The organism is uncultured Pedobacter sp. (genome assembly GCF_913776295.1).
Lineage (GTDB): Bacteria > Bacteroidota > Bacteroidia > Sphingobacteriales > Sphingobacteriaceae > Pedobacter.
In genome coordinates, this window is record NZ_CAJYOJ010000079.1 from 1 (window position 1) to 26,575 (window position 26,575).

Consider the following 26,575-nt stretch of genomic DNA (forward strand, 5'->3'; position numbering starts at 1 on the left):
GCGAAAGACCGCCTGGAATAACAACATTATGGATTGGGCTACAAAAATTCGCTGAAATAAATATTGGATGGAGAATCAAAAATATCCCTGAAACTTAGCAAAAGATGTGTCCACACGGTAGAATGAAATATCGGGGATGACGCTACGATCAGGGCTATAAAATTAGGTTTGTGCAATGGGAAAACTGACCTATTAGCAGAAAAACAACCAATCTAAACCTGATCGAACGGATGCCATTTTTCATGGCAGGAGGCACAGCAGGACGAAATTAACCTATGGAATGCTGCAATTGCTTTCCTGAAAATAAGTAACTAATACAGCGTAATGTTGGTGAAGATGCTTAGATAAACATTCAAAGTTGTTTTTTTTGAAGCGCAGAGTCATTCGCATTTGTTAAGGCTGTTCCTGCTCTCCACTTTATCCCCAATGAAGGATCGGGTGGATGCCGCTCCGGTCAGGGCTAGAAACATGGGCAGGCTGCACGGAAAACCGACCTATAAGCAGAAAAATGACCAGGCTAAACCTGATCGAACGGATGCCATTTTTCATGGCAGGAGGTAGAGCAGGACGAAATTAACCTATGGAATATTGCAATTGCTTTCCTGAAAATAAGTAACTAATACAGCGTAATGTTGGTGAAGACGCTTAGATAAACATTCAAAGTTTTTTTTTTGAAGCGCAGAGTCATTCGCATTTGTTAAGGCTGTTCCTGCTCTCCGCTTTATCCCCAATGAAGGATCGGGGGGATGCCGCTCCGGTCAGGGCTAGAAACATGGGCAGGCTGCACGGAAAACCGACCTATAAGCAGAAAAATGACCAGGCTAAACCTGATCGAACGGATGCCATTTTTCATGGCAGGAGGCACAGCAGGACGAAATTAACCTATGGAATGCTGCAATTGCTTTTCTGAAAAATCATGAAAAGACATTTGTTATTATCTGATTCCCTGCAACATTCCGAATAATTCTCGGTCAGACAGTTTCTTTGGCTAAACTTTTGCAGCGAAAATGCAAATCACTATCTATTTTAAAAATTTTAATTGAAATGAGCGAGACCTTAGATCAACTATTAAATGCCCGGAAATTTGACGAAGCCAAAAGCTTAATGCAAAACGGCGAAAAACTCTCCAAAAACCTGCAGGACTATCAGAAATCATCCATTTTCGACAACCTCATCAAAGAGAAACAGTACGAAATCCTGAAGATGATGGTGAAAGATAAAACCATCGAAACCGACATTTATGAATTCGATAATTTTGATAAAAGCATCTTCCAGAGTATTGTTCGCAATCTCGGCAATGAAGAGGAAGATATCACTTTCTTCAGCGAATTTATTGGTCACTTTGATAACCTGAATGATGAAGTAGATGCAAAAACCTTATTGGGTTACCTTTTCGAAAATGGGGTTGATTCTGCTACAATCAAAGCTTGTATCGACGCCGGGTGCCGCACCAATTTTAAAAACAATGCAGAAGAAAACTATATCCATCAGATTGTAAAAAGCAATTTGCGCAGGTATAACCTGAATGAGGAACAAACCACCGATCTGCTTAAAGGATATATCGATATCCTGCTTAACGAGGGCATTGACATTAACGAAGGCAACATCATACAGGAAACGCCATTAATTATAGCAGTAAAGTTTAACAGGAAAAATCTGATTGAACATTTGCTCGAAAAGGGTGCAGATCCAAACCATACCGACCACGATGGTAATTCAGCTTTTTTCTATGCGGTAGCACATACCCAAAGTGAAAACATGTACGACACCCTGCGCAATTTTGATTCCCCTGCATTTGATCAGGTTAACAAAAAAGGGGAAACACTTTTGTTTGAATACGTTCGTATGATGTCTGACAGTGAAAGCAGCATCAATTTCCTTAAAAAACTGTTAAATGATGGTGCCGATTTGTATCAACCCAGTACCTGGTACAGTGCAGATAAAACCCCGTTAGATGTAATCGCTGAAAAACAGTCTGGTATTTTGGAAGCCGTTTTAGAAAGCGGACAGATAGATCTTAACAGAACCGACGACCAGGGAAATACCTTATTGCACAAAGTTTGCGCATATAATGTAAATTACGAAGCTGAACAAGCAAAACAGACTTACCGCAAAGTAAAACTCCTGATCGAAAATGGTGCTGATACTACGCTAACCAACGACAAGGATCAAACAGCTTTAATGCTGGCTTCGGATGATAACCTTAAAATAAAAACTGTTGAACTACTGATGAAACAATCTTAAATATGTCAATGTCATTTATTATTGCCTGCGAAAGCGGCAAACGGAAAATTGCCGAACTTTTATTGTCCAATAATGAAGTAGAAGTAGGTTATACAGATGAGAAAGGCCGTACTGCATTACATTATGCTGCACATCATGGGTATCTAGATCTGGTAAAAATTTTAATTGAACGCGGTGCGGATTTAGATTATGAGGACCATAACGGGGAGACACCTTTTTATTTTGCTTGCTTACAAAAGCAAAAACAGACAGCGCTTTATTTATTGGATAAAGGTGCAAGAATAGATATTAAAGACCTTAAAGGCAATAGCTTATTACATCTAACTGCACAAAACGGACAGATTGAAGTTTTGGAAAAGTTGCTTGATAAGGGTTTAGATGTTGACGTTGAAAACAACGAGGCAGAAACGCCCCTGCTGATCGCATCAGCATGGCGAAATAAAGAGATTGCCCAAAAATTACTGGATTTTGGCGCCAATATCAACACCACCAACAAAAACGGAGACTCACCGCTGATTTTCGCGGTAAAATCTAAAAACATGCCAATGGTATCACTTATTCTCGAAAAAGGAGGTCATATCAATCATATTAATCACGCGGGTGAATCGGCATTATTGCTGGCCTGTTACGACGCAAACCGGATGCTGACCAAAATGTTGGTAGAAAACGGAGCAGACGTTTTTGTATCTTCCAAGAATGGTTTATCTCCAATCTGGTATGCCTGTGCCAATAACCAAAAAGAAATAGTTGATTTATTTTTGGCCAATGGTGTAGACGTAAATTATGCCAAACCACTTTCTGGTAACGATGATTCCATGTATTCGTACCTGGAGTGGGTAGAAACCGCTAACAACATTTCCATTTCGGCCAGTTTTTCTTTTGATAATCATTACAACTACGGAGGCGAAAGCATGTTACATGTAGCCGCGAAGAGTGGCCATTTAAGTATGTTAAAGCTGCTCATAGAAAAAGGCGCGAATGTGAGTATTCAGGATGAAAGCGGAAACACCGCACTACATTATGCCGCAGCGAATGGTAAAAAAGATGTGGTTAAGTTTTTACTCGAAAAATCTGCCGATCCCTCTATTGTAAATGTGAAAGAACAAAAGGCAATAGATTATTCGAATATTAAAGGTTTTAATGAAATCACCGAACTCCTGTTGAAATATGGTCCTGCTACTAATTTAAAGGTTGAGGATACCAATGTAATAGCAGCAGAAACGAATATTGAAGTACCCAAAAGCGATATGGCAACTAAAAAGCAGGCCTTACTGGATTTAAAGGAGTTGCTGGATGCCGGAATTTTATCGCAGGGAGAATTTGATGCAGAGAAAGCTAAAATTTTAAAAGGTTAAGTTTGCTGAATAATCTGTTCTGAAAATGTTTTATGAATGTTTTATTTTCAGGTCGTCACCCTGATCCGATAGCAATCGGATTTATTTCAGGGTCTATTTTGCAGAAAAGATGCTGACCACACGGCAGCTATAAGGCACTTGAAAATACCAATCTTCTATTTGGAAATTAATTCGGCATGATGATCGTATACTTAATAATTACTCAAGAATAACTATTTATATTCCGAGAATAATCAAACTCAGGTTAAAAATCTAATATAGCTGATTGACTATAGTTGCCTTCATTTCAAGAAGCCTCTTTCATTAAATGGACTGCGCCTGGTAATAACGAAATTTTTGTATTGAAAATATTGTCGGATAAATTTTTAGTTCTAAATTTATTCGACAATATAATGCTCACACAAATGAAAAATGTCACTAAAATCAGATCACAATTATTTACCGTTGTTCTCCTTTCCATCTTTATCTATAGCTGTTCTCCCAAATTGTATATTGACGAAAATAAACGTTATCAGGCGGGTACATTATCTGAAACACAAATCGATTCGCTGCATACCTTTTTAAAACAAAACGAAAGACTTGCTTTAAAAGACACCATCATTATTAAATACGATTTCAACAAAGATGTTTGTTGGAACGACCTGAGTTACCAGAATGCAGAATTCCTGAATAATGTAAGATGGACCTTTCAAAAAAATATTCAGGAAAAAGCCGAGGCCAGGCCAAAAGTTGCTATTTACCAATACCGGGAAAAAGGAGAAAATTTCAGTCCTATTAAGTCAAAAGGTTTAGAAATAGAAACCGATTCTGGATTTCTACGAAAATTATTATTTAAAGAGATCACTTCCTGCGGAACCTCAGCAATTATCCTTCCTAACGGGAAATTTCTACTGGTAAAATCAGATCCGCAATTCTCTGCGCTGATTTTAAATGCTAAGGACATTGAGCAAAAATTACAGGAAAATCTGGTTAGGTAAGACACAGATATCTTTAAATAATTAAAAATATCCTTCAACAAACTGGTATTGCCAGAATCCACTTTGCGTTCGTCATCGGATAACTGTCAGATCTAGCGCATGTGGGGACAACAAAGTACTTAGCAAAGCGATCTTAAGACGTTCGCATCTGGATGATCCATGAGTGTCTTTTATATTCACTGGCGTTCAAGATCATTGAACATATGAGCAATTATCGCTATACTAAAACTTCTCTCCTTTTTCGATGTTATCTTTTTTCAGATAAGAACCCTTAATCAAAAACCGGTTAACATGAAAAAAAAGATTTTTTACGCATCAGTACTTTCTACTGCCTTCCTATTTGGCTGCCAATCCAATTCAAAATCGCAAAAGCAAGGGGAAGATACCACTATAACCACCAAAATCGGAGCAGTAGAGTTACCTGCTCCAGATACCAATGCAGCTAAAAATAAATTCAGCAAGGTAATTGGCTGGCCTGACGGGAAAACACCTGTTGCGCCTGAAGGCTTTGTGGTTACGAAATTTGCAGCCAACATTAAAAGTCCACGCAACACCTACATCACACCAAATGGCGATGTATTGGTAGCACTTTCCAACTCAGAGAGAAGTACTGTCGAAGCGGTGGCCAATAAGGTAACGGGCAAAGCAAAGTCAGAAGTACCGGGAAAAAGTGCAAATACCATTCTCCTTTACCGTGATAAAGATAATGATGGTAAACCAGAAACGGTGACTACCTATCTAACTGGCCTGAACCAACCTTTCGGCATGCTGATTATAGGCAATTCGTTCTATGTAGCCAATACAGATGGCATCTGGCAATACCCATATAAAACAGGAGATACCAAAATAACTGCAACAGGCAAAAAGATCCTGAGCCTTCCGGCAGGTGGTTATAACAACCACTGGACAAGAAACTTGATTGCCAATGCCGATAACAGCAAAATTTATGTAACTGTTGGATCGGGTAGTAACATAGGTGAAAATGGAATGGAAAATGAGGTCAGAAGAGCTAGCATACTAGAAATTAATCCCGATGGCAGCGGTGAAAAAATTTATGCCAGTGGTTTGCGGAATCCTGTTGGAATAGATTGGGCACCAACAACTAATATGTTGTGGACAGCCGTTAACGAGCGTGATGGTTTAGGTGACGATCTCGTTCCAGACTACATCACCAGCGTTAAAAAAGGTGCTTTTTACGGCTGGCCTTATTCCTATTATGGCCAAAATGAAGATCCCCGGTTAAAGGGACAAAACCCGGAAATGGTTAAAAAAGCCATAGCACCTGATGTTGCAGTTGGCGCACATACCGCATCCTTAGGATTAGCTTTTTATAAAGGCAAAAAATTTCCACAAAAATACCAGGGAGGTGCATTTATAGGCCAACATGGCTCATGGAACCGGTCAGCTATTTCCGGTTATAAGGTGGCTTTTGTACCTTTCAAAGATGGGAAACCTATTGGAAAACTGGAAGATTTTTTAACCGGTTTTATCGCTGACCAGGAAAAAGCAGAAGTTTATGGTCGTCCGGTTGGCATTACCCTAACACCTGACGGCGCCTTACTGGTGGCAGACGATGTTAGCGGTGTAATCTGGAAAGTAGCGGCGAGATAATTTAAATTAGCCACAGATTAGCGGAATATGCGTAAATTTATTCGCCGATCTGTGGCTTAATACCTAACTTTTCCCCATTTTGAAATCGAACTTTACCATACTGTTTACCCTACTTTTTTCTACTGGCTTAGCGCAAACCATCAAACCAGATTCGATCAAAAAACTCGAAGACGTTACCGTAAAAGGCTATTACAACCATCAAACTTTACTCAGATCAGTATCAGCTGTAAACCTGATCGATAGCAGCCTGATCAAAAATCAACCGAACAGTTCGATAGTGAGTATGCTAAATACGATACCCGGTGTACGTATGGAAGAACGTTCGCCAGGAAGTTATCGCTTATCACTGCGCGGCAGTTTACTCCGCTCTCCTTTTGGCATACGAAACATTAAAATTTATATTGATGATTTTCCATTAACAGATGCGGGTGGAAATACGTATTTGAATGCTCTAGATGCTTCTTCAATAGGCACAATGGAAATCTATAAGGGTCCGGAAGCCAATATCTTTGGCGCAAATACAGGTGGTGCTATTTTGATTAACACACCTATAATAAACCGCAAGGAAATTAATCTTTCAGTAACAGGCGGTTCTTATGGTCTCTTTCATCAAACAGCATCCATCAAACAGCAGTATAAAAAATACAGTTTCAGTTTTAGCGAAGGCTATCAGAGAAGTGATGGCTATCGACAAAACAGTGCAATGAACCGAAAATACTTTCAGACTGCACAACAATGGAATTACAGCAATCGCGGTATTTTAAAGGCTTTTGCTTTTTACAGCGACTTAAAATACCAAACACCGGGAGGATTAACAGCTGCTCAATTAGATCAGGATCCTAAACTGGCACGCCCGGCAACACCAACATTACCTGGAGCGATTTCTCAGCAAGCCGCTATTTACAATAAAACCATTTTCGGAGGAATATCCAATTCCTATCAGATTGGCCAGCGGTTGAAGCACGTTATTGCTTTATTTACAACTTATACCGACTTTAAAAATCCTTTTATTACCAACTACGAACAGCGTTATGAAAGTACACTTGGCTTAAGAACATTTTTAGAATATGGTCAGATCAAACAAGATTTAAAATTTAATGTTCAGGTGGGTTTAGAAAGTTCGGGGACCAAAAGCCAGATCAAAAACTTTAACAACAACAGCGGTGAAGCTACTACGATGCAGGATTCAGACCAATTAAAGGCGGGCCAGGATTTTGCCTATTTAAGGTTAAACTTCGATATCAATAATAAACTCCTGATTGAACTTGCTTCGAGTTTAAATTTTTACAGATACGATTACGAGAGTTATTTCCCCATTGTTGTGGCCTCAAAACAAAGAAAATTCGATGCCCGTTTTATGCCAAAGGCAGCAGCATCCTATCTCATCAGTTCTGATTTTTCGGCCAGGGCTTCGATCAGTAAAGGCTATTCTCCACCAACAATTGCAGAAGTCAGGGCGTCAGATAACAATATCAATAATAACCTGCAGGCAGAATTTGGCTGGAACTATGAATTGGGTTTACGTTATAAAACCAAAAACAACCGGTTTTATGCTACCGGTAACCTATTTAATTACCATTTGAAAGATGCGATTGTCAGAAGGCTAAACCAAAACGACACCGAATACTTCACCAATGCCGGAGGAACCAGTCAACAAGGAATTGAATTGGAAACTGCCATTTGGATCATTAAAAGCAATCCTTCCTTTTTAACAGCTTTACAATGGAGGGCTAATTATACCTATAGCCACTTCAGATTTGAAGATTTTACGAGTGGCACTAACATGTTTGACGGCAATAAACTTACAGGGGTTCCGGAAAACGTCTTGATTAATAGTTTAGAATTTAACTTTCCAAAAGCATTTTATCTTTTTATACAACATAATTATACTTCTTCCATTCCTTTGAATGATGCCAATACTATTTTCGCAAAAAGATATCATTTGGTTGAAGGCAAATTAGGTGTTAAAAATATAAGCATCAATAAAATTCATTTAGACCTGTTTGCAGGAGTAAACAATCTACTCAATGCACAATACAGTTTAGGCAACGATTTAAACGCAGCAAATGGAAGATACTTTAACCCGGCCACAAGCATTAATTTCTACACCGGCCTTTCTGTCAAATTGTAGTCAATAAATCGCATCATATAGATTGTCCACCTATATGATGCGATTCTTCTATCAGTTTAAAAGGCCGCTTTTTTTTCTCTTTCTTTAATCAAAATATCGCCAACCACTATTTCGATCGCATAGCGCTTTTTCCCGTCTGCACCATCATAAGTATTGGTTTGTAATCTGCCTTCAACTGTTAATGCAGTACCCTTTTTAACCTGCGCTTCGGCAAGCTCTGCTTTTGAATTCCAGAAAATTAAATTAAACCATTGAACTCTTTTTACTTCCTCTCCCGATGAATTTCTGTAGTTTTCGTTTATGGCCAGGTTAACCCTTGCTAATTTTTGACTGCCAAAATTTTTAACTTCTGCATCTGCTCCTGCAAACCCGCTCAATACTACTTTGTTAACTGCACTTTCCATAATTTCTAAATTTTAAGTTTCTAAATGTTTAACGAACAGTCATCACCTCGATAACCGACAGGACAAAATTGCAAACAGCATTAAAAATTAGTCGGGTGTTAAACATTTATAGCCGTTTATAAACGTTTATAAACGGATAATGTACCCTTAAGCACCATTATGGTATATTATTTTTTATTCATTTTTTTATTTCATATATTAGATCATCATCCCATAATAAAAAAAGCAATTATTATGGAACGTTTATGTTTAGACTGCGGAAGTCCGCTAAGAGGTAGGGCCGATAAAAAATACTGCGATGATTCTTGCCGCAGCAATTACAACAATCGCTTAAATAATGAGGATAGTCTCGTAATTAAAAGGGTAAATAACATACTCAAAAAGAACCGTGCTATTCTGGTTGCACTAAATCCAACTGGTAAAACCAAGGTTACCGGTAAAAAACTGGTTTCTGCAGGCTTTAATTTTGAATTTCATACTTCCAGGTACAAAACCCAAAACGGAAACACCTATATTTTTTGTTATGAATATGGTTATCTGATCTTAAATCAGGATGACTACCTCTTGGTAAAAAGAGAAGAAGGCTTGGGTTAATTTAGTTTTAAATGCTATAATTTCCGTTAAGGCTTAAAGCGAAAAAGGACAAATGTAAGGATTTTTTATTCGGGCGGAGATGTTTAGTTTTATCACTTATGATCAATTATAACAACAAGATTTTTAAACCTGTACAAAATACAGAAAATGGCGAAACATCAAATGACACCATTTTTAGATATAAACAAAATGGAAATATCCTGACTGCCGAATACGAAGGTGGAAAGATTATCTATGGTCAATTGATTGGCCTGGTGGATCATGAGGGAAAGATCGATATGCGCTATCACCAAGTAAACCAGAAAGGTGAATTAATGACCGGAATCTGTAACTCGATACCAGAGTTATTGCCCGATGGTAAAATCAGGCTTCATGAAACCTGGCAATGGACATCAGGAGATCAATCGAAAGGACAATCTGTTATTGAAGAGCAATAAGTTTCTTTTACATCGGAAAGTTAAATATGCCACCAGAAAATTCCCCAAACGGTATTTCATGTATACTACGAACTGCAACCGATTTAGTTTACAGTCAGATAGGTTTTCAAATAAGCAACCTGCAAATAGAAAATGAAAGTCAGGAATATGCCGCCTGTACTTTTGGATTGAATAAACTAAAAATCAAACACCGGCTTGCTAAAATCACGCCAACCAAAACGGGGCAATTTGTAACCATATGGAAACGGACTGAAGCAGGAATTACGGCTCCTTTTGCTGATCTGGATGAATTTGATCTGTTGATCATATCTGTTAATGATGCTGCCCGATCCGGACAGTTCATTTTCCCTAAAGCAACTTTAATACAGCATAAAATTATCACTGTAAATGGCACAGGAGGTAAAAGAGGAATCAGGGTTTATGCACCCTGGGATGTAGTCAGCAATAAGCAGGCAGCGAAAACCCAAGAGTGGCAAGCCGCTTGTTTTCTCCAGATAGACATTAATGGAAATACAGATCTTGCAAGAGCAGCGAAATTAATTGGCAATGCAATTAAATAATGGGATAATATAAGCGATTAAACTTAGCAAGTTTCGGGTGGTTTGCCTTTTCTATAAAAACTACTTTTGAAAGCCAATTAATCAACACCATGACAGCACAAGAAGAGATCAATTTCAACCGCATAGCTGAAGCCATAAGTTACATCAGGGAGAATTTCAAAAATCAGCCTGGTTTAGCAGAAATTGCAGAGGAAGTAAATTTAAGCCCTTTTCATTTCCAAAGATTATTTAGCGAATGGGCAGGCACAACCCCAAAACGTTTTCTGCAATATATCAGCATTGGCTACGCCAAAGAAATGCTGAAAGAAAACTTAAGCTTATTTGATACCGCCTTAGCAACCGGCTTGTCGGGAACCGGCAGACTGCACGATCTTTTTGTAAATATTGAAGGAATGACACCAGGCGAATATAAAAATGGTGGCGAAAAACTTAGTATCAATTATAGTTTTGCAGAAAGTCCGTTTGGGAACATTATTGTTGCCGGTACTTTAAAAGGAATTTGCCATATTGCTTTTTATGAAGATGAAAATATTGCTTTAACAAATCTGCAACGCCAATTCCCGGCAGCCCGATACCAACAGATATTGAATCAGGAACAGCAAAATGCTTTAGCTATTTTTGGTCAGGATTGGAGCAAATTACAACGGATCAAATTACATTTAAAAGGCTCAGCGTTCCAGTTAAAGGTTTGGGAAGCTTTACTAAAAATTCCAATGGGCAAATTAACAACTTATGGCAGGATTGCGAAACAATTGCAAAACCCAAACGCCTCAAGAGCGGTGGGCACGGCCATTGGCGATAACCCGGTAGCTTTTCTCATTCCATGCCATAGGGTAATACAATCAAGCGGTGCTTTGGGGGGTTACCACTGGGGCATAAACCGAAAAACAGCCATGATTGGTTGGGAAGCGGCCAATACCAATAACCAGCGATGATGATTAAACATAACGATATTTCGTCCGAAGAACTTAAAAAACATTTGAGAAATAAACACATTTGCTTCGGCGGAAATTCAAAGTTGAAAATATACGGTTTACTAAAATGTAGATCGGGAAAGCGAATGAAAAAAAAACAGTTTTTTTTTCAGTTCTAAAGAAGAAGCGTTGCAGCATGGCTATCGCCCATGTGGACATTGCTTAAAAACAGCATACAAACAATGGATTTATTCAACACTATAACAGATATCAACCAAAACCTGCTTCCTTATGATGGGACGGTAAATTATCATGGCAAAATATTCCAGCTATCATCAGCCGATCATTATGTTGAGGTGTTGATGAAAACAATTGATTGGAAAAACGACGAAGCCTTTATCATGGGCAAACACATCATCACCAAAAGAAAAGTAGCCTGGTACGGAGATGAAGCCTATTCTTATACCTACTCCAACAAATCAAAAACCGCCTTACCATGGACGAAGGAATTATTGGAATTGAAAAAAATATCGGAAGAACAAGCAGATACAACGTTTAATGCTTGTCTACTCAATTTATATCACAATGGTGATGAAGGCATGGCTTACCATAGTGACGACGAGAAGGCCCTGGCAAAAGATTCTGCCATTGCATCACTAAGTTTCGGTGCAGAGCGAAGATTTTTATTTAAACATAAACAAACCAAAGAAACCGTAACCCTATTTTTAGAAAATGGAAGTTTACTGGTGATGAAAGACGAAACACAAACCAATTGGTTGCACAGATTACCAACAAGTAAAAAGGTAAACCAGCCACGGATCAACCTTACATTCAGAACAATGGTGGTTTAGGAAAAAATCCGATTTCAATTCATGAACCAGGCTGTAGCTAAAAGCCAATCGAAGCAATGGCGCTATCTGCAAAAAAATCCAATAGCTATTTAAGATATTTATCATCGCAGAGGAAAAGTCTTTTACTCCAGTGATAAAAGCAATCAAAAGAAACAGGTAATATTTTAATAAAGTTACCGGCCAATATCATCTGGCCGGTAACGTCAAAAAACCTTAACGCTTAAACTCACTAATGTCTACAATACGGTCATCATCAGCATTTTTCTTTAAAAATGATGTTCCGTTTGCATTTGCCACCCAGGTATAATCTCTCTGGATATTGCCAACAAGGGTTTCAGGTTGGTTGATTAAAGCTGCCGGCAAAGGAAGATTAAAAGTTTCACCTGTTGCTGTATTTACCTGATATAAAGAATTAGCGGTTAAAAACACCAAAGTGGTTTTATCGCTCGAATACATAAAAAATTTCCCCTGGATACGTTCATCCTCTTTCTGACGTTTGATCGGGTAAACCCTTGAATTGATTGTCGTGATGAAAAAATCGTTATTAACCAACAAATTGCTCCTGGTTAATTCTTCTAACCCTTTTGTATACTTTTGATCTTCAGCGCCTTTAGACGGTTTGTTCAAGCTCACCACATCTGTTTTTCCGCCATTTACATAAATGATATAAAAAGGATCCATTTTGCCCTTACCATTGTCGCCCTGAACCAATACCGCTGTTTTCTGCGTGTTGATAAAAGAAGCAACCTTAAATTTCTTTGTTTCAGCATTTGGTGCGTCATCTATAACAATGGCTGTATCCTTAGATTTAATCTTAAAACGATCGTCGGTAGCCAGTTTGCCTGAATCTGTTTTTACAATGGTTAATATATCTTTTTTCGATTTTGGGAATACATTAAAATCATCACTTGCAGAAAATGCGCGTGCTTTAAAGGTTTTTTCCGAATTGCCTCCGCAGCCAAATAAAACAACGGAAAGTAAGAGTGCATAAAGCGTAATTTTCATGTTATAGCTATTTATATTTCGCGCTAATTTAAAACCTTTATTGCTTTTCTGTTATAAAATCGCCAGAAAATTAACAGTTAAAGTTAAAAGTTTGATTACAGGGTATTTTAATATATTTTACCCAATAAGCAAAAAATGTTTCTTTGATTAAAAAACATGGTCTTGAACAAGTTCAGATCAGCCCAGCGGATTTCGTAATTAGCGCAGATCTGTCCCTCAGCCTTACTCCCTGCTATAATCTGCGAAAATCTCTTAAATCTGCGGGATAAATCATAGCTATTTCCCGCGGATTTCGCAGATTTATCCCATCAACTCCATTATACTTTCCATCTTAGATAACTTTATGCTAATTTTGATCAAATAAGATCACTAAATGAAAGTTTTTGCCGAAACCGACCGTTTAATTTTACGCGAGCTCATACCTGAAGATGCCGAAGGTATGTTTGAAATGGATAGTGATCCGGAAGTGCAACGCTATCTGGGCAATAAGCCCGTAAAATCAATTACTCAAAGTTTGGCCAATATAGAATTCATCAGAAAACAATATATTGACAATGGTATCGGAAGATGGGCTGTTATCGAAAAAGCAACGGGTGATTTTGTAGGTTGGTCGGGCTTAAAACTTATTACTGAAACGACAAACAATCATATTAATTATTACGATCTGGGGTATCGGTTCAGCAAACGGTTTTGGGGAAAAGGTTATGCCACTGAAACGGCAAAGGCCGCGCGAGACTACGGTTTTAATGAGCTAAATCTGAATGAGATTATCGGTATTGCAGATATTAATAACCTGGGTTCTATCCACGTGCTGGAAAAGGTGGGATTAAAACGGATCTCCATTTTCGACCACGGTGGTGCAAAACACTACTGGATGAAGATTCGAAAATCAGTTTAACCCTTATCAAAAGCCAATTTTATCTTTATTGGTTTAGTTTTTGATATTAAAAAGTAAATGATTTAAACTTTTTATTATGAAAAACCTCATCTACTGCGGAATATTAATTTTATTTTTAAGTGCATGCAAAGAGAAATTAGATCCATCAAGCTTTACCAATAACAAATGGGAATTAACATCGCTGCCAGGATTAACGTTACCTTCAACGGCAAAAGCAACCTTGAATTTTGCGGATAGCCTTAAAATCAGTGGAAAATCGTTCTGCAATAGTTACGGCGGACAAGCGGCAATAACAGACAATAAAATAACCGTTAAGAATGTTTTTAGCACAAAAATGTTTTGTCAGGGAACCGATGCTGCCGAACGTGCCTACTTACATGCGCTAAACCAGGTTAATAGCGCTAAAATAACGGACAATAAGCTACATCTGTTAAATGGTGATAAAACGTTAATGGTTTTCACTAAAACAAATTAGAATCTTTAAAATCATAAAAGGCCGGACAAAGTATTTTTACTATTTTCGGCCTTTTGAGTTTAACGCAGGAATAATGCCATCGATAATACAAGATCTGAAGTTTTTTTTCTCTACCATAAGAAAAGCATTTAACTTATTTCAGCAGAATGATCCTTTACGTTTGGCGGGTGCTACTGCTTTTTTTACCAATTTCGCTTTACCTCCAATATTGATCATCCTGATCAGACTTTTCGGCATGTTTACCGATAGAAGGTTATTGGCCACACATCTTTTTGAACGTTTGTCAAATATTCTGGACAATGAGAGTATTCTACAGATCCGTACAACCTTAAGAAACATCCGGGGCATTGATCAAGCCTGGTATGTTACCTTATTTAGTTTTATATTTTTCCTCTTTGTAGCCACCACACTATTTAATGTCATTAAAAATTCATTAGAACAGATCTGGAATATTGGTCAGAAAGACAAAAAAGGAATTATTAATACTCTTAAATCAAGAGCCATATCTGTAACCATTATTTTATTTGCAGGAATATTATTTTTTATCGGCCTACTGGCCGATAGTGTGCAGGCCTATATCGGCGCATTTCTTAAAAACGGAGTGCCATCATTTGGATTAATATTAACCTCAATTATCAATCAGTTGGTTTTTGCAATCATCGTAACTACCTGGTTTACCATACTTTTCAGGTATCTAACTAATGGCCGTCCAACTTGGCGGGCAGCTATTTCTGGAGGCTTGTTAACCGGTTGCCTGTTTACGGCAGGAAAATATATTTTAAGGATTTTATTGCCGTTAAGCAATATCAGTAACATTTACGGATCAGCAGGATCAATTATCGTTATTATGCTGTTTGTATTCTACTCTTCACTGATATTCTATTTTGGCGCTTCATTTATAAAAGCATTAAGTGTTGGACGTGCCACTCCTATTGTTCCGAAAAACGGATCTTTTGCTTATGAGCTGACCGAAGTTGGATCAATAAAAGAACATTAATACCGCTATACTGCTAGATTTTGAATTACTTTATCAAGCAGGCTTTTTAATTGAACAATTTCTTCAAGGCTTATCCCCAGTTGCGCTCCAAGATGGGCCGGTAAAGCTGGTGCCTTTTCTTTCAAAGCCATTCCCTTTTCTGTAAGTGATATAATGATGCTCCTTTCGTCTTTTAATGATCTTGCACGTTCTACAAGTCCGGTTTCCTGCATCCGCTTTAATAAAGGGGTTAGCGTATTCGACTGCAGCATTAATTTTTCAGAAAGCAGGCTTAAGTTAACGGAATCATTTTCCCACAATACCATTAAAACAAGATACTGCGGATAGGTTATACCTAACTTATCTAACATTGGCTGATAACATCTGGTTACTAACCTCGAAGCAGCATAAAGAGGAAAACATAATTGATTTTCCAGTTTTAAAGACTTATCTATATCCATTACCTGTTTTCTTAAACAATAAAACACCTAGCTAAGTAAACCATTTTCCACGAGATTTACCATTCACTACAAAATCCCGTTACAATTATTTGAACCGGAAGAGGATAGAGAAATCTTTAACATTGCTTAAAGATTTCTCAACCAAAGGTTTTGGTACAGAACAATGCGTTCTGCTGGTTTCGTCATGATGTAATAATTAAATCACTTCCAGAAGGACATCAATGTTTCCACGTGTTGCATTTGAGTACGGACATATCGCATGTGCTTTTTCCGTTAGTTTTTGAGCATGTGCATTCTCAACTCCCGGAATATGTACTTGTAACGAAACGCCCAGTTTAAAGCCGCCATGCCCGTCGGGATGTAACGATACATTTGCTTTAACTGAAGATGGTTCTTCAGGTTTAACCTTATCCTGATGCATCACCAGGTTTAATGCACTATCAAAGCAAGCGGCATAACCTGCAGCAAAAAGCTGTTCAGGATTGGTATACCCATCACCAGTACCGCCCAGTTCTTTTGGCATTCTCACCTCAAGTTCTAAAACACCGTTTTCACTTGTTATTTTTCCATTACGTCCGCCAGTTACTGTGGCACTTGTTTCATATAACGTTTTCATTTCTTAATAATTTTTTAATCGCAAACGATTATGTCGTTTACGATACAAATATAGGCAACGATATCATAAAAGCAAATAAATCTTTAAAATCTGGAAGAGATCTCATTGAAAATGTGAAAACAAAACTCTTCGACATAAAAAAAGGCGTTCATTTTTTAATGAACACCTTTCTATTGAATTGATTTTTATTACAAAATTCTATAACCTAAACCAATTGTAAATAAATTCAGCTTAGTGCCCGGATAACCGGATTTATTAATTTTAGATAATCCAAGTTCGTAACGGGCATCAAAGCTCAGTTTTTTGAGATCTAACCCTGCTCCAAACTGCCAGGCCAAAGCCTGATTTTTAAAATCGGCACGAAAAACATTTCCTGCAGCCTGACTAAAACTTTGGTTTTCATCTAATATCAGTGAGAACATGGGTCCGGTGTTTAAACGAAGTCCTACACCCGCCGCACCAAACTTTGTGCCTACTAATAAAGGGACATCTAAACTGGTGAAGCGTACTTTGTTTACCTCTCCTGTCGACTCACTTACCAGCTCTGTTTTCTTCCCTGATAAATAAAGCTCAGGTTGGAAATAAACACCTGCTGCACCTACCCTGGCCCAAAGACCACCATAAAAACCAGTGCGGTTGTTACTGTTAAAAGTGTTCTCACTATCAAATTTCGAAAAATTTGCACCAGCTTTAACTCCCAGCTGGAATGACGGCAGTACCTGTGCGCTGGCAAATAAGCCAGCTAGCAAAAAGGCAATGGTTAAAGATAAAAATTTCATATCCGATTAAATTTAGCTGGTGGCATTGTTAATGGCTTCCTGTTCTTTTAAAGCATCAACATTGTTTTTATCACCAAAGTTTTGTGTTTTACCAGCAAAATAATCTAAAATTCCCGAAATAGTATCCAGGTTATCGGCTAAATTCTGATGAATTTCTGGTAAATCCTTTTCCAGACGGCCATCACCCAATTCGATATTATCAACTTCAATTTTAGCTATTTTCTGAATAAGTGCCTGCTTAGAATTTTGTAAATCTTCCAATTCACGCACAATCTTTTCCATTAATTCAAACTTCTTTAAAGTGTTCATAGGTTCTTATTTTAAGTTAAACTATTCTTTATAAACCCCTTTGTATAGTTTTTGTTTTATTTCTCCATTTTTTACCCGACAATTTGCAACTACGAAAAATAACTAATATTTTAGTTTAAAATTATACATTATGAAGCACCTGTCCACGCTATTAGGATTTATCATTTTGACTTTAACAATTTATGCACAAGATGCAAAAACTGTAGACAAAGAGAAACTCTTCGACCTCTATCAAACTCAACGTTATGCAGATGCTGCTCAATACCTGAGCGGTATTTATGGTGAAGATGTACAGGATGTTAAAATCCTTAGCCAAATGGGATATTGCTTTTTAATGGCAGGAAATAACGTTGAAGCAGAAAAATTTTATAGCAAGGCGTATGCCCTGCAACCAAAAAATCTTTCCATTTTGTTTAGCCTGGGCAGTATTAACACCAAAAGAGGTAATACTGAAAAAGCAAAGTTATATTATGGCGAAATTGTAAAGATCGACTCTAACAATTTTAGTGTGTACAAGTTATTGGCTAATCTTTACCGCATCCCTACCGATTCGCTTAAATTATTTTACCTGCTAAAAGCCAATAAAATTAATCCTGCTGAAGGAGATGTGGCTGTAGACCTTGCCGGCATTTATTCCACCAACCAAACTTATGAAAAAGCTTATCAGATCCTTGATATTGCCAGTAAAGCTGATAGCGACAATCTGATCCTGCAAAAGGAAAAGCTGCCTATCGCCAATCAGTTAAAAAGATATACTGAAGTGATTGCAGCTGGCGAAAAATTATTAAAGGACGGAGGTGATGCAGGTGTATTAAAGGATGTGGCCAAAGCCTACTATTACACCAAAAAATACCAGAAAGCAATTGACCTTTTTAAACTATTGGAGAAAGTTGCCATGCAGAACGAAGCCACATTATATTATACCGCACTAAGTTACCGGGCCTTAAAAAACTATCAGCAGGCTGCCAATTATACGAAGAAGACGATTGACGAAGCCATTTCGCCCAATACAGCGAGTTACTATTCTCTATTGGGCCTCGTTTACGAAGAAAACAATCAACTGAGCCTGGCGAATTCAGCTTACAAAAAAGGGCTGCAGTTTAATGCGACCCCTAATCTGTATTATAGACTGGCTGTATTTTATGATACCAAGCTAAAACAGTCTGCTAATGCCTTAAAATACTACAACCTCTACCTGAAAAGCAAACCCAGCGTTACAGATGATAAAGAAGAACTTAAATTTGTTAAAGATCGTGTCGCACAGCTAAACCTGGCCGATTAAACCAGATCTTCGAAAACCGGTTTTACATTGTCCCAAAATTCGTCCAGGGCAATTATTCTCGGTTTAAAAAACGAAATTAGAGTTGGCCAATGCGCCTGGTTAAAGATGCTCACGCCAGATATGCTGATGGAAATTTTAGATATCATTTTACCGAAATCATCAGATGAATCCTTAATCCAGTCCCATTCTTCACCTACTGTATTCTTAAATAAGAGCTTAAATTCTTCAAACTGTTCAAAAATAAGGTGCCTGATATCGGGATCAGAATGGGAAAGCTGAATACTGATGAAGGCTTTTTTTCCATCAACATCCATCTTAAAGAAGATGTTCTTCACGCCGGTTTTGTAGTTTATCCAGTTTACAGTCGAACCGCTTGCTGACGGAACAGGCTTCATATATTGCCCAAAACTGATCCAAAACTGTTGACGTAATCTCGCTGCTTCTTCTTTACTGTACATTTATTTTTTTAGCATCTGATAAAGGCCTTATCATCGTCAACCTAAATCGTCATTCCCGCGCAGGCGGGAATCTTAAAGCAAATGCATTAGGATTCCCAATCAAGTTGGGAATGACAACTTCCTGTAAAAAAATATTTACGATGTCTCCTTACAAAGCTGCAATATTAGCGATTAATATTTACTTTCAAAATGATAACTTCCGGAGCCAACAGTTTCTCTTTTTCCGGTAACAGGCATTACAACAGTGGCGGTGGTATTGCATGGAACCACTACATCCAGCTTAAAGGTCCCATCAGCTAGCGTCCAGGATGATTTTATAGTTCCATAAACAGTTTCAAGCTCTGCTGAGGCACTGGTCAATTTACCTCCGGGTCTCGGTTCAATCAAAATATCTTTATAGCCGGGATGTGTAGCGATTGGCTTAATACCCGCTATGTTTTTATACATCCAGTCACCAATGGCCCCGTAAGCATAATGATTAAAAGAATTCATATCTGCCGTTTGAAAAGAGCCATCCTGCTTAATACCATCCCAACGTTCCCAAATCGTAGTGGCTCCCATTTTTACAGGATATAGCCAGGAAGGATAGTTTTCCTGCAGCAGTAAATCATAAGCTACATTTTCATGCCCGAAACGGCTCAATACATGGCAAAGGTATGGAGTACCTAAAAAACCAGTGGTGAGGTGATTCCCGTAATCTTTTACGTTATCAACCAACCGCTGCGCAGCCTGTGCACGTAAGCCTTCAGGTAACATATCAAATTGCAAGGCTAAAACATAAGCTGTTTGCGTACTGGAAATCAATTTGCCGCCTGGCGTCATATTTTCTCTAATGTAAGCTGCTTTAATCTGATCTAACAGCGACTCGTACTTCTTCACATCTTCTGTTTTTCCCAATACCTTTGCTGCATTAATCAGCAACTGAGTTGAATGCGCATAAAATGTTTGGGCAATCATATATTTATCGGTTACCGCTGCACGGCCGTCGTTATCATCATTAGGACGATAGAACAACCAATCGCCAAAGTGGAAACCGGTATTCCAGAGGTTGTTTTTTGCGACTGATGAGATATAATCGACCCACTTCTTCATGCTATTGTACTGCGTTTCCAATATGCCCTGGTCTCCATACGACAGATACATATCCCAAGGAACAATGGTAACCACATCGGCCCATCCGGCAGACCCTGCATCATTCTGATTCAGCACATTTGGTATAACAAACGGAACACTACCGTTGGGAAGCTGATCTGCAGCAACATCCTTTAACCATTTGGTGAAAAACCCTGATACGTCCATGTTATAGGCTGCCGTTGAAGCAAATGCCTGGGCATCGCCGGTCCAGCCTAAACGTTCGTCTCTTTGTGGACAATCTGTTGGTACATCAACAAAGTTCCCCTTCTGCCCCCAGGCAATATTGTGTTGCAACTGATTTAGCAATGGATTCGAAGTGCTGAATTTCCCAGTGGTTTTCATGTCAGAATAAACCGCTACCGCAGTAAGGTCTTCTGGTTTCAGTTCGCCGGGATATCCATCTATTTTAGCATACCTAAAGCCCTGAAAGGAAAAATGTGGCTCGAATACCTGTTCAGTTTCACCCTTTAAAATGTAATTATTCTGTTGCCTGGCCGTTCTCAGGTTAGTGGTATAAAAATTTCCTTCTTTAGTCAATACTTCTGCATGGCTGATCGAAATTTTTGTACCGGCCGGCCCTTTAGCTTTCAGCATTACCCAACCTACCAAATTCTGACCAAAGTCTACAACCGTTTCTCCTTTTGGAGTTTTAAATATTTTTAGCGCTTTAAATTTTTCATGTTTAGTTACCTGGGGTCCGCTCATCCCAACCAGCTTTTCCGGACCAAAGGCCAATTCCTGTGCTGGTTTCCAGTTAGTGTCTTCTTTATAGCCAATATTATTCCATCCTTTGCGTTCCAACCGGGCATCATAGGTTTCCCCATCATAAATATTAGCGGCTAATATTGGTCCGTAACTTGTTTTCCAGGTACGATCAGTTACAACCGTTTCTTTGCTACCATCAGTATACGCTACCTCCAGCTGCATTAACAATGCCCTGGTATCGCCATAAAATTGTTTTTGATGATTAAACCCGATACGCCCTTTGTACCAGCCGTCGCCAAGCGAAACACCGATTACATTTTCACCTTTTTTTAACAACGGCGTTACATCATACACCTGATATTGAATGTGATCTTTATAACTGGTCCAGCCTGGTGCAAAATAAGCATTACCAACACGGCTACCATTAATATTTGCCTCATATAATCCCTTTGCTGTAAGGTAAGCCAGTGCAGATTTAACCTGTTTTTTCAGCCTGATTTCTTTTCTGAACAAAGGACTTGCCAATGAGGTATCTTTTCCGCTTACCGCTATCCATTTCGCCTGCCAATCTTCAGCCTGTAATCCTGTTTGGAAATATTGTACCGGCGACCATGGGGATGTGTTCCCATGATTATCTTTTACCCTAACCTGCCAGTAATATTTGGTTTTAGATGATAGCATTGGGCCATCATAGGCAATCAGCACAGACTGATCATTTGCTACCGCTGCTTTCCAAAAAACATTAGAAAGCGTTGCCGAAGTACCCATCCTGATCTCGTAACTACGCTGTCTGGTATTTTTGATATCAGAAATTATTTTCCAGCTAAATCTGGGTTTTGGATAATCGATGCTTAAAGGATTTACTAAATGCTCAATGGTTAAATCTTTTACCGAAAGTTTCTGGCTGAAGCTGTTTGTTGTAGATAAAAACAATAAAACAAGGGTAGTAAACGGGATAAATAAATTTCTGGTCATGTTGGTTAGTCGGTTATAATTTCAATAATGCGATAATCAGCAATATTCTTCAACTAACCATCCTGCACTGTTATGAAAAATAAACATTAGCAATATACCAATACCTGAAGAAAAGTGGATTTAAAAACACCTGAAACAATAGCGTCTACCGCTTCATTAACCGGGCAACATACTTCCCAATAATATCAAACTCTAAATTTACCATATCGCCAACATTAACTTCCTGTAAATTGGTATGTTCAAAAGTATAAGGGATGATAAATACCGAAAATTCGTCGTCAGCTGAATTTACAACAGTTAAGCTAATACCGTTTACACAGGCAGAACCTTTTTCTACAGTTACATTTCCGGCGCCGGCATCATATTTAAAACGGTATTCCCAGCTGCCATCCAGTTCTTCGCGTTTCACACAAACTGCGGTCTGGTCTACATGGCCTTGCACAATGTGACCATCTAAGCGGGCATTCATCTGCATGCAGCGTTCCAGATTAACCCTACTGCCCACCTTTAAACTGTGCAGATTGGTTTTGTTCAGCGTTTCATCTATAGCGGTAACGGTATGTGTTCCGTCATTTAAAGCCACTACCGTTAAACATATCCCGTTGTGGGCTACACTCTGATCAATTTTCAGCTCATGACTAATTGCCGAAGATATGGTAAAGTGAATATTGGTATGATCATTTTTAATGGCAGTAACTTCGCCAAGTGTTTCTATAATTCCTGTGAACATTTATTTCTATTTTGTTGGGACGTCATCTCGACTGAAGCATAGAACCGAACGTTCGGGAGAGAGATCTATCTCTTAATAGATTTCTCGGCTGCGTTATACTCCGCTCGAAATGACGAACTTGATTATTTATTACTGATAAAGATGCTGAAACAAATCCAATAGCTATCGGATCAGCATGATGGTCTCATCCGGACTTCTTTATGTTTTAATACCTTAATCTATTTTTTCTCCAGCCTGAAGCATTTTTTAAAGTTTCATTATTCAATACCAGCTCTTTCTCATCAAACAGTTTTGCGGCAATTATGGCAGCAATAAGCGCTTCACTTTCGTCCTGTTTCTTTAAATTTTCTATTTTAAAGTACTTAGCTACAAAATGGGTATCAAAATTACCTGTTTTAAAAGCCTCGTGCTGCATTACAAATTTACCAAAACCCAAAGTGGTTTCTATCCCCGTAATATCATATTCTTCAATCGCCCTTATCATTCGCGCTATGGCTTCTCCCCTGTCTTTTCCATAGGTAATCAATTTTGCAATCATCGGATCATAATAAATTGGTATTTCCATTCCCTGTTCAAAGCCATCATCAACCCTTACTCCATTGCCTTTTGGCGTGTGATAAGTTTGCAAAATGCCTATATCAGGCAAAAAATTATTGGCCGGATCTTCTGCATAAACCCTAAGTTCGATGGCATGGCCGCTTATTTTAAGGTCGTCCTGACTAAAACTCAATTTCTCTCCGGAAGCAATTTTGATCTGCTCTTTTACCAAATCTACCCCGGTGATCAGCTCGGTTACCGGATGTTCCACCTGCAGGCGGGTATTCATTTCAAGGAAAAAGAAATCGAGGTTTTCATCGAGAATAAATTCTACGGTACCTGCTCCGGTATAATTTACCGAACGGGCCACGTCTACCGCACATTTACCCATTTTTTGTCTGATTTCTTCAGTCAAAACAGATGAAGGGGCTTCTTCAACCACTTTCTGGTGACGGCGCTGCACAGAGCATTCGCGCTCAAAAAGATGAATAATATTGCCATGGCTATCGCCCAGAACCTGTATTTCGATGTGCCTTGGAGAGGTAACATAACGTTCGATAAAAACAGCGCCATCGCCAAATGCCGAGGTAGCCTCGCTTACGGCAAGCTGCATCTGTTCTTCAAAATCTTCTGCCCGCTCTACAATGCGCATACCCTTCCCCCCTCCTCCTGCAGCTGCCTTGATCAATATAGGGAAACCAACGTCGATAGCACGTTGCTTTGCCTCATCTACATCCTGAATGGCTTCTTCCGTTCCCGGAACCATCGGGATGTTATAGCGAAGTGCGGCGGCTTTAGCCGATAATTTGTTACCCATAGTTTCCATTGCCTGCGGCGAAGGGCCAACTAGAATGAGCCCCGCGTTGGCAACCATCTGTGCAAAACCGGCATTTTCTGATAAAAATCCATAACCCGGATGAATAGCTTCGGCACCGGTTAGTTTACAAGCATCAATAATTTTTTCACCTACCAGATAACTTTGGTTGGAGGGAGCCGGACCGATACACACCGCCTCATCGGCATAACGAACATGCAGTGCGTTCCGGTCTGCTTCAGAAAAAACAGCAACCGTTTTAATCCCCATTTCCTTTGCCGAACGCATAATACGCAAAGCAATTTCGCCACGATTAGCGATTAGCAGTTTGGAGATTGGGGTTTGGAGTTTGGAGTTATCGGGCATTTTGGTTTGTTGGATCATTTATTTAACATGCTACATTGTTTTCAGATGCTCCATCTAAATAATGGATAAACTTTAAAAAAGCTATTTTATCTACCTTTCTACCAAAACCGCCACCATTGACGTTTGGGTTTTAACTCTTCCCTCCCCGAATTAATACTTTCATCAACTTCCCCTATTTGAAACGTAATGGGTTTTGACGACGAATCAGTGTCTGTGCTAAAACTGAGTTCGTATCTTGTAATGCCACTATCGGCCACGATCTGCCTGGCAATTTCATTATCAGGAAGTATTTCCTTAAGTTGAAATACGCATGTTACTTTGTTATTTTGAGAAAAACCAGCAAAATTTTCCTTTATAAAATTAAGCACATAAAGTGTATGCTGATCAATTAAGGCCAGGTAACCTAAAAACGACAAAGCTGCTCCACTTTCTGTTTCATCACCGCTATAAACCTTACCAGCGGCATAATGTAGATTTTCGTTAGTAAATAATTTACCAATTGAGATACATAGTTGTGAAGCCATTGGAAGAGGGTCCTCGTTCGCCGATAAAAAGCGTTGACAGTAAATAAAAACATCTGAGACTTGATTCAGATCTTCATCTTTAAAACGATTACGCAAACTAGCTAGAACCTGTGTACGAACAGCATCATCCTCGGTCATTTTAACTACCTCAGCAGTATTAACAATATCTTCATACAAAGCCGTGTTAATATTTTCAGCTGACTTTCCGTGCTGTTCTTTTAAGATTCCTAAAAACCCATCTAAAGGTGATTGATTGTTTCCGCTCATTATATTATTTTTACACTTCGTTATTGGGAACAAAATATAAGTTTCTGCTTAAAGGTGCAAAATTATTTCAATTGCCTGATCAATCATTTCAGCAGTTAGATCAAGGTGGGTTACCAAACGGATCGTACTGGCACTGGTGGTATTGCAATGGAGTCCTTTTTCCTTTAAACGGTGTACAATCTTTTCTGCTGATCCCTTTTCTACTTCAAAAATAACAATATTGGTTTCTACCGGCATTACCGATTTTACATATTTTGCACTTGCCAATGCATTAGATAAAACCTGCGCATGTGCATGATCATCTTTTAAACGTGTTACATGATGATCGAGCGCATAGATACCTGCTGCGGCCAAAAAGCCTGCCTGGCGCATACCACCACCAAAAGCCTTTCTAATCTTTCGTGCTTTATGGATCATTTGTTTGCCCCCTAACAATACCGAACCGACCGGAGCACCGAGTCCTTTAGACAAACAAACTGAAATGCCATCAAAATATTTACCGTATTCAGCTGCCTGATCTCCTGTGGCCACTAATGCATTAAAAATACGCGCGCCATCTAAGTGCAGTTTTAATCCTTTTATGTTACAGAGGTGATGAATAGATGCAATCTGCGATAGCGTATAGCAGCTACCACCGCCTTTATTTACAGTATTTTCTAAAACAACCAAACTTGAATTAGGATAGTGGATATTATCTTCATTAATTTCTGGTTCTATCAGCTCTGGTGTTAAAATTCCACGTTCGCCATGCAATAGCCTTACCGACGCGGCGGAGTGGAAAGCAATGCCTCCAATTTCGTAGCGATAAACATGCGCCGTCTGATCACAGATCACCTCATCCATCGGCTGGGTAAAACATTTGATTGCAATCTGATTGGTCATCGTGCCGGAAGGGCAGAAAAGCCCGGCTTCCATATTAAAAATTGAAGCCAGCTTGTTCTCTAAAGCATGCACCGTTTCGTCTTCACCAAAAACATCATCGCCCACTTTTGCATTCATCATGGCGTCTAACATCCCGGCAGTTGGTTTGGTTACCGTATCACTCCTAAAATCTAAAAATCGCTTGTTCATTTCGCTATTTTGTTGTAAAATATTGTTGACGTTAAAAAAAAGACCATTGCCCTTTCTGGTATAATTTTAAGGTTTTTCGGTGATTACGCGCCGTATATAGTGTATTTTTTACACA

General features: G+C 38.8%; 26 protein-coding genes and 1 pseudogene. 15 read left to right on the plus strand and 12 right to left on the minus strand.

The genetic code is table 11. The features are described 5' to 3' along the window. Window positions 1-1,044 precede the first annotated feature (1,044 nt). The 5 genes from QZ738_RS18575 to QZ738_RS18595 all read left to right on the plus strand — a co-directional run bounded on the left by QZ738_RS18575 (window position 1,045) and on the right by QZ738_RS18595 (window position 8,318). On the plus strand, window positions 1,045-2,244 hold the full coding sequence (locus QZ738_RS18575) for an ankyrin repeat domain-containing protein (protein WP_293789361.1): 1,200 nt from the start codon (window positions 1,045-1,047) through the stop codon (window positions 2,242-2,244). Window positions 2,245-2,252: 8 nt separating this feature from the next. Next, window positions 2,253-3,599, plus strand: a complete 1,347-nt coding sequence (locus tag QZ738_RS18580; RefSeq protein ID WP_293789363.1) for an ankyrin repeat domain-containing protein — start codon at window positions 2,253-2,255, stop codon at window positions 3,597-3,599. Between the two features lie 404 nt (window positions 3,600-4,003). After that, window positions 4,004-4,576, plus strand: a complete 573-nt coding sequence (locus QZ738_RS18585) for a hypothetical protein (RefSeq protein WP_293789365.1) — start codon at window positions 4,004-4,006, stop codon at window positions 4,574-4,576. Between the two features lie 291 nt (window positions 4,577-4,867). Then, window positions 4,868-6,187, plus strand: a complete 1,320-nt coding sequence (locus QZ738_RS18590; RefSeq protein WP_293789367.1) for a sorbosone dehydrogenase family protein — start codon at window positions 4,868-4,870, stop codon at window positions 6,185-6,187. 79 nt (window positions 6,188-6,266) lie between these two features. Then, window positions 6,267-8,318, plus strand: a complete 2,052-nt coding sequence (locus QZ738_RS18595; RefSeq protein WP_293789369.1) for a TonB-dependent receptor — start codon at window positions 6,267-6,269, stop codon at window positions 8,316-8,318. Window positions 8,319-8,374: 56 nt separating this feature from the next. Here QZ738_RS18595 and QZ738_RS18600 read toward each other — a convergent pair whose 3' ends face one another. Then, window positions 8,375-8,722: a single-stranded DNA-binding protein gene (locus QZ738_RS18600; RefSeq protein ID WP_293789371.1), complete on the minus strand. Its 348-nt coding sequence runs from the start codon at window positions 8,720-8,722 to the stop codon at window positions 8,375-8,377. A 234-nt stretch (window positions 8,723-8,956) separates the two neighbouring features. Here QZ738_RS18600 and QZ738_RS18605 point away from each other — a divergent pair, with 234 nt between their 5' ends. From QZ738_RS18605 to QZ738_RS18630, 6 genes and pseudogenes are all read left to right on the plus strand, one after another. Continuing rightward, a complete protein-coding gene (locus tag QZ738_RS18605; protein ID WP_293789373.1) occupies window positions 8,957-9,316 on the plus strand; it encodes a hypothetical protein in 360 nt (119 codons plus the stop codon). 98 nt (window positions 9,317-9,414) lie between these two features. Next, complete coding sequence (locus tag QZ738_RS18610; protein WP_293789375.1) at window positions 9,415-9,753, plus strand: n-acetylglutamate synthase; 339 nt, start codon at window positions 9,415-9,417, stop codon at window positions 9,751-9,753. Window positions 9,754-9,779: 26 nt separating this feature from the next. Beyond that, window positions 9,780-10,313: a MepB family protein gene (locus QZ738_RS18615; RefSeq protein ID WP_293789377.1), complete on the plus strand. Its 534-nt coding sequence runs from the start codon at window positions 9,780-9,782 to the stop codon at window positions 10,311-10,313. 89 nt (window positions 10,314-10,402) lie between these two features. Continuing rightward, on the plus strand, window positions 10,403-11,248 hold the full coding sequence (locus tag QZ738_RS18620; protein WP_293789379.1) for a methylated-DNA--[protein]-cysteine S-methyltransferase: 846 nt from the start codon (window positions 10,403-10,405) through the stop codon (window positions 11,246-11,248). 162 nt (window positions 11,249-11,410) lie between these two features. Then, window positions 11,411-11,491 (plus strand): annotated as a pseudogene (locus tag QZ738_RS18625) (metal-binding protein); the annotation flags it as partial. Next, window positions 11,470-12,078 carry an alpha-ketoglutarate-dependent dioxygenase AlkB gene (locus QZ738_RS18630; protein WP_293789381.1) on the plus strand — a complete coding sequence of 203 codons (609 nt, stop codon included), beginning with the start codon at window positions 11,470-11,472 and terminating at the stop codon, window positions 12,076-12,078. The pseudogene QZ738_RS18625 and the gene QZ738_RS18630, both read left to right, overlap by 22 nt. 213 nt (window positions 12,079-12,291) lie before the next feature. Here the strand turns inward: QZ738_RS18630 and QZ738_RS18635 are convergent, their stop codons facing one another. After that, window positions 12,292-13,083 carry a hypothetical protein gene (locus tag QZ738_RS18635; protein ID WP_293789383.1) on the minus strand — a complete coding sequence of 264 codons (792 nt, stop codon included), beginning with the start codon at window positions 13,081-13,083 and terminating at the stop codon, window positions 12,292-12,294. Window positions 13,084-13,456: 373 nt separating this feature from the next. On the opposite strand from QZ738_RS18635, the gene QZ738_RS18640 reads away from it, so the two are divergent. The 3 genes from QZ738_RS18640 (at window position 13,457) to QZ738_RS18650 (ending at window position 15,453) form a co-directional block, all read left to right on the plus strand. Then, on the plus strand, window positions 13,457-13,981 hold the full coding sequence (locus tag QZ738_RS18640) for a GNAT family N-acetyltransferase (RefSeq protein WP_293789385.1): 525 nt from the start codon (window positions 13,457-13,459) through the stop codon (window positions 13,979-13,981). A 76-nt stretch (window positions 13,982-14,057) separates the two neighbouring features. Beyond that, window positions 14,058-14,456 (plus strand): META domain-containing protein, encoded by a 399-nt coding sequence (locus tag QZ738_RS18645; RefSeq protein ID WP_293789387.1) that lies wholly within the window; start codon window positions 14,058-14,060, stop codon window positions 14,454-14,456. A gap of 73 nt (window positions 14,457-14,529) precedes the next feature. Then, entirely contained in the window at window positions 14,530-15,453 is a 924-nt protein-coding gene (locus QZ738_RS18650; RefSeq protein ID WP_293789389.1) for a YihY/virulence factor BrkB family protein, read from the plus strand. A 5-nt stretch (window positions 15,454-15,458) separates the two neighbouring features. Here the strand turns inward: QZ738_RS18650 and QZ738_RS18655 are convergent, their stop codons facing one another. The 4 genes from QZ738_RS18655 to QZ738_RS18670 all read right to left on the minus strand — a co-directional run bounded on the left by QZ738_RS18655 (window position 15,459) and on the right by QZ738_RS18670 (window position 17,597). Next, window positions 15,459-15,893 (minus strand): MarR family winged helix-turn-helix transcriptional regulator, encoded by a 435-nt coding sequence (locus QZ738_RS18655; RefSeq protein ID WP_293789391.1) that lies wholly within the window; start codon window positions 15,891-15,893, stop codon window positions 15,459-15,461. Between the two features lie 196 nt (window positions 15,894-16,089). Beyond that, on the minus strand, window positions 16,090-16,509 hold the full coding sequence (locus QZ738_RS18660; RefSeq protein ID WP_293789393.1) for an organic hydroperoxide resistance protein: 420 nt from the start codon (window positions 16,507-16,509) through the stop codon (window positions 16,090-16,092). 188 nt (window positions 16,510-16,697) lie between these two features. Continuing rightward, window positions 16,698-17,288 (minus strand): porin family protein, encoded by a 591-nt coding sequence (locus QZ738_RS18665; protein ID WP_293789395.1) that lies wholly within the window; start codon window positions 17,286-17,288, stop codon window positions 16,698-16,700. Window positions 17,289-17,300: 12 nt separating this feature from the next. Beyond that, entirely contained in the window at window positions 17,301-17,597 is a 297-nt protein-coding gene (locus tag QZ738_RS18670; protein WP_293789397.1) for a hypothetical protein, read from the minus strand. 130 nt (window positions 17,598-17,727) lie between these two features. Here QZ738_RS18670 and QZ738_RS18675 point away from each other — a divergent pair, with 130 nt between their 5' ends. Then, window positions 17,728-18,879, plus strand: coding sequence for a tetratricopeptide repeat protein (locus QZ738_RS18675; RefSeq protein ID WP_293789399.1), 1,152 nt, complete (start codon window positions 17,728-17,730; stop codon window positions 18,877-18,879). Here QZ738_RS18675 and QZ738_RS18680 read toward each other — a convergent pair. The 6 genes from QZ738_RS18680 to QZ738_RS18705 all read right to left on the minus strand — a co-directional run bounded on the left by QZ738_RS18680 (window position 18,876) and on the right by QZ738_RS18705 (window position 26,460). Continuing rightward, on the minus strand, window positions 18,876-19,337 hold the full coding sequence (locus QZ738_RS18680; RefSeq protein WP_293789401.1) for a DUF4268 domain-containing protein: 462 nt from the start codon (window positions 19,335-19,337) through the stop codon (window positions 18,876-18,878). The genes QZ738_RS18675 and QZ738_RS18680 overlap by 4 nt on opposite strands. 171 nt (window positions 19,338-19,508) lie before the next feature. Further along, window positions 19,509-22,151 (minus strand): glycoside hydrolase family 78 protein, encoded by a 2,643-nt coding sequence (locus QZ738_RS18685; RefSeq protein WP_293789403.1) that lies wholly within the window; start codon window positions 22,149-22,151, stop codon window positions 19,509-19,511. A gap of 145 nt (window positions 22,152-22,296) precedes the next feature. Further along, complete coding sequence (locus tag QZ738_RS18690; RefSeq protein ID WP_293789405.1) at window positions 22,297-22,881, minus strand: riboflavin synthase; 585 nt, start codon at window positions 22,879-22,881, stop codon at window positions 22,297-22,299. A gap of 205 nt (window positions 22,882-23,086) precedes the next feature. Further along, window positions 23,087-24,616 carry an acetyl-CoA carboxylase biotin carboxylase subunit gene (accC, locus tag QZ738_RS18695; RefSeq protein ID WP_293789407.1) on the minus strand — a complete coding sequence of 510 codons (1,530 nt, stop codon included), beginning with the start codon at window positions 24,614-24,616 and terminating at the stop codon, window positions 23,087-23,089. Window positions 24,617-24,696: 80 nt separating this feature from the next. Further along, complete coding sequence (locus QZ738_RS18700; protein ID WP_293789409.1) at window positions 24,697-25,389, minus strand: hypothetical protein; 693 nt, start codon at window positions 25,387-25,389, stop codon at window positions 24,697-24,699. Between the two features lie 48 nt (window positions 25,390-25,437). Next, a complete protein-coding gene (locus QZ738_RS18705) occupies window positions 25,438-26,460 on the minus strand; it encodes a low specificity L-threonine aldolase (RefSeq protein WP_293789410.1) in 1,023 nt (340 codons plus the stop codon). Window positions 26,461-26,575 lie beyond the last annotated feature (115 nt).

Coding starts and splice junctions, on each gene's coding strand:
- QZ738_RS18665 (WP_293789395.1), bottom strand. CDS start 17,288: ATGAAATTTTTATCTTTAACCATTGCCTTTTTGCTAGCTGGCTTATTT.
- QZ738_RS18650 (WP_293789389.1), top strand. CDS start 14,530: ATGCCATCGATAATACAAGATCTGAAGTTTTTTTTCTCTACCATAAGA.
- QZ738_RS18660 (WP_293789393.1), bottom strand. CDS start 16,509: ATGAAAACGTTATATGAAACAAGTGCCACAGTAACTGGCGGACGTAAT.
- QZ738_RS18630 (WP_293789381.1), top strand. CDS start 11,470: ATGGATTTATTCAACACTATAACAGATATCAACCAAAACCTGCTTCCT.
- QZ738_RS18685 (WP_293789403.1), bottom strand. CDS start 22,151: ATGACCAGAAATTTATTTATCCCGTTTACTACCCTTGTTTTATTGTTT.
- QZ738_RS18615 (WP_293789377.1), top strand. CDS start 9,780: ATGCCACCAGAAAATTCCCCAAACGGTATTTCATGTATACTACGAACT.
- QZ738_RS18645 (WP_293789387.1), top strand. CDS start 14,058: ATGAAAAACCTCATCTACTGCGGAATATTAATTTTATTTTTAAGTGCA.
- QZ738_RS18585 (WP_293789365.1), top strand. CDS start 4,004: ATGAAAAATGTCACTAAAATCAGATCACAATTATTTACCGTTGTTCTC.
- QZ738_RS18640 (WP_293789385.1), top strand. CDS start 13,457: ATGAAAGTTTTTGCCGAAACCGACCGTTTAATTTTACGCGAGCTCATA.
- accC (WP_293789407.1), bottom strand. CDS start 24,616: ATGATCCAACAAACCAAAATGCCCGATAACTCCAAACTCCAAACCCCA.
- QZ738_RS18675 (WP_293789399.1), top strand. CDS start 17,728: ATGAAGCACCTGTCCACGCTATTAGGATTTATCATTTTGACTTTAACA.
- QZ738_RS18700 (WP_293789409.1), bottom strand. CDS start 25,389: ATGAGCGGAAACAATCAATCACCTTTAGATGGGTTTTTAGGAATCTTA.
- QZ738_RS18610 (WP_293789375.1), top strand. CDS start 9,415: ATGATCAATTATAACAACAAGATTTTTAAACCTGTACAAAATACAGAA.
- QZ738_RS18670 (WP_293789397.1), bottom strand. CDS start 17,597: ATGAACACTTTAAAGAAGTTTGAATTAATGGAAAAGATTGTGCGTGAA.
- QZ738_RS18635 (WP_293789383.1), bottom strand. CDS start 13,083: ATGAAAATTACGCTTTATGCACTCTTACTTTCCGTTGTTTTATTTGGC.
- QZ738_RS18690 (WP_293789405.1), bottom strand. CDS start 22,881: ATGTTCACAGGAATTATAGAAACACTTGGCGAAGTTACTGCCATTAAA.
- QZ738_RS18605 (WP_293789373.1), top strand. CDS start 8,957: ATGGAACGTTTATGTTTAGACTGCGGAAGTCCGCTAAGAGGTAGGGCC.
- QZ738_RS18600 (WP_293789371.1), bottom strand. CDS start 8,722: ATGGAAAGTGCAGTTAACAAAGTAGTATTGAGCGGGTTTGCAGGAGCA.
- QZ738_RS18580 (WP_293789363.1), top strand. CDS start 2,253: ATGTCATTTATTATTGCCTGCGAAAGCGGCAAACGGAAAATTGCCGAA.
- QZ738_RS18655 (WP_293789391.1), bottom strand. CDS start 15,893: ATGGATATAGATAAGTCTTTAAAACTGGAAAATCAATTATGTTTTCCT.
- QZ738_RS18680 (WP_293789401.1), bottom strand. CDS start 19,337: ATGTACAGTAAAGAAGAAGCAGCGAGATTACGTCAACAGTTTTGGATC.
- QZ738_RS18620 (WP_293789379.1), top strand. CDS start 10,403: ATGACAGCACAAGAAGAGATCAATTTCAACCGCATAGCTGAAGCCATA.
- QZ738_RS18590 (WP_293789367.1), top strand. CDS start 4,868: ATGAAAAAAAAGATTTTTTACGCATCAGTACTTTCTACTGCCTTCCTA.
- QZ738_RS18575 (WP_293789361.1), top strand. CDS start 1,045: ATGAGCGAGACCTTAGATCAACTATTAAATGCCCGGAAATTTGACGAA.
- QZ738_RS18705 (WP_293789410.1), bottom strand. CDS start 26,460: ATGAACAAGCGATTTTTAGATTTTAGGAGTGATACGGTAACCAAACCA.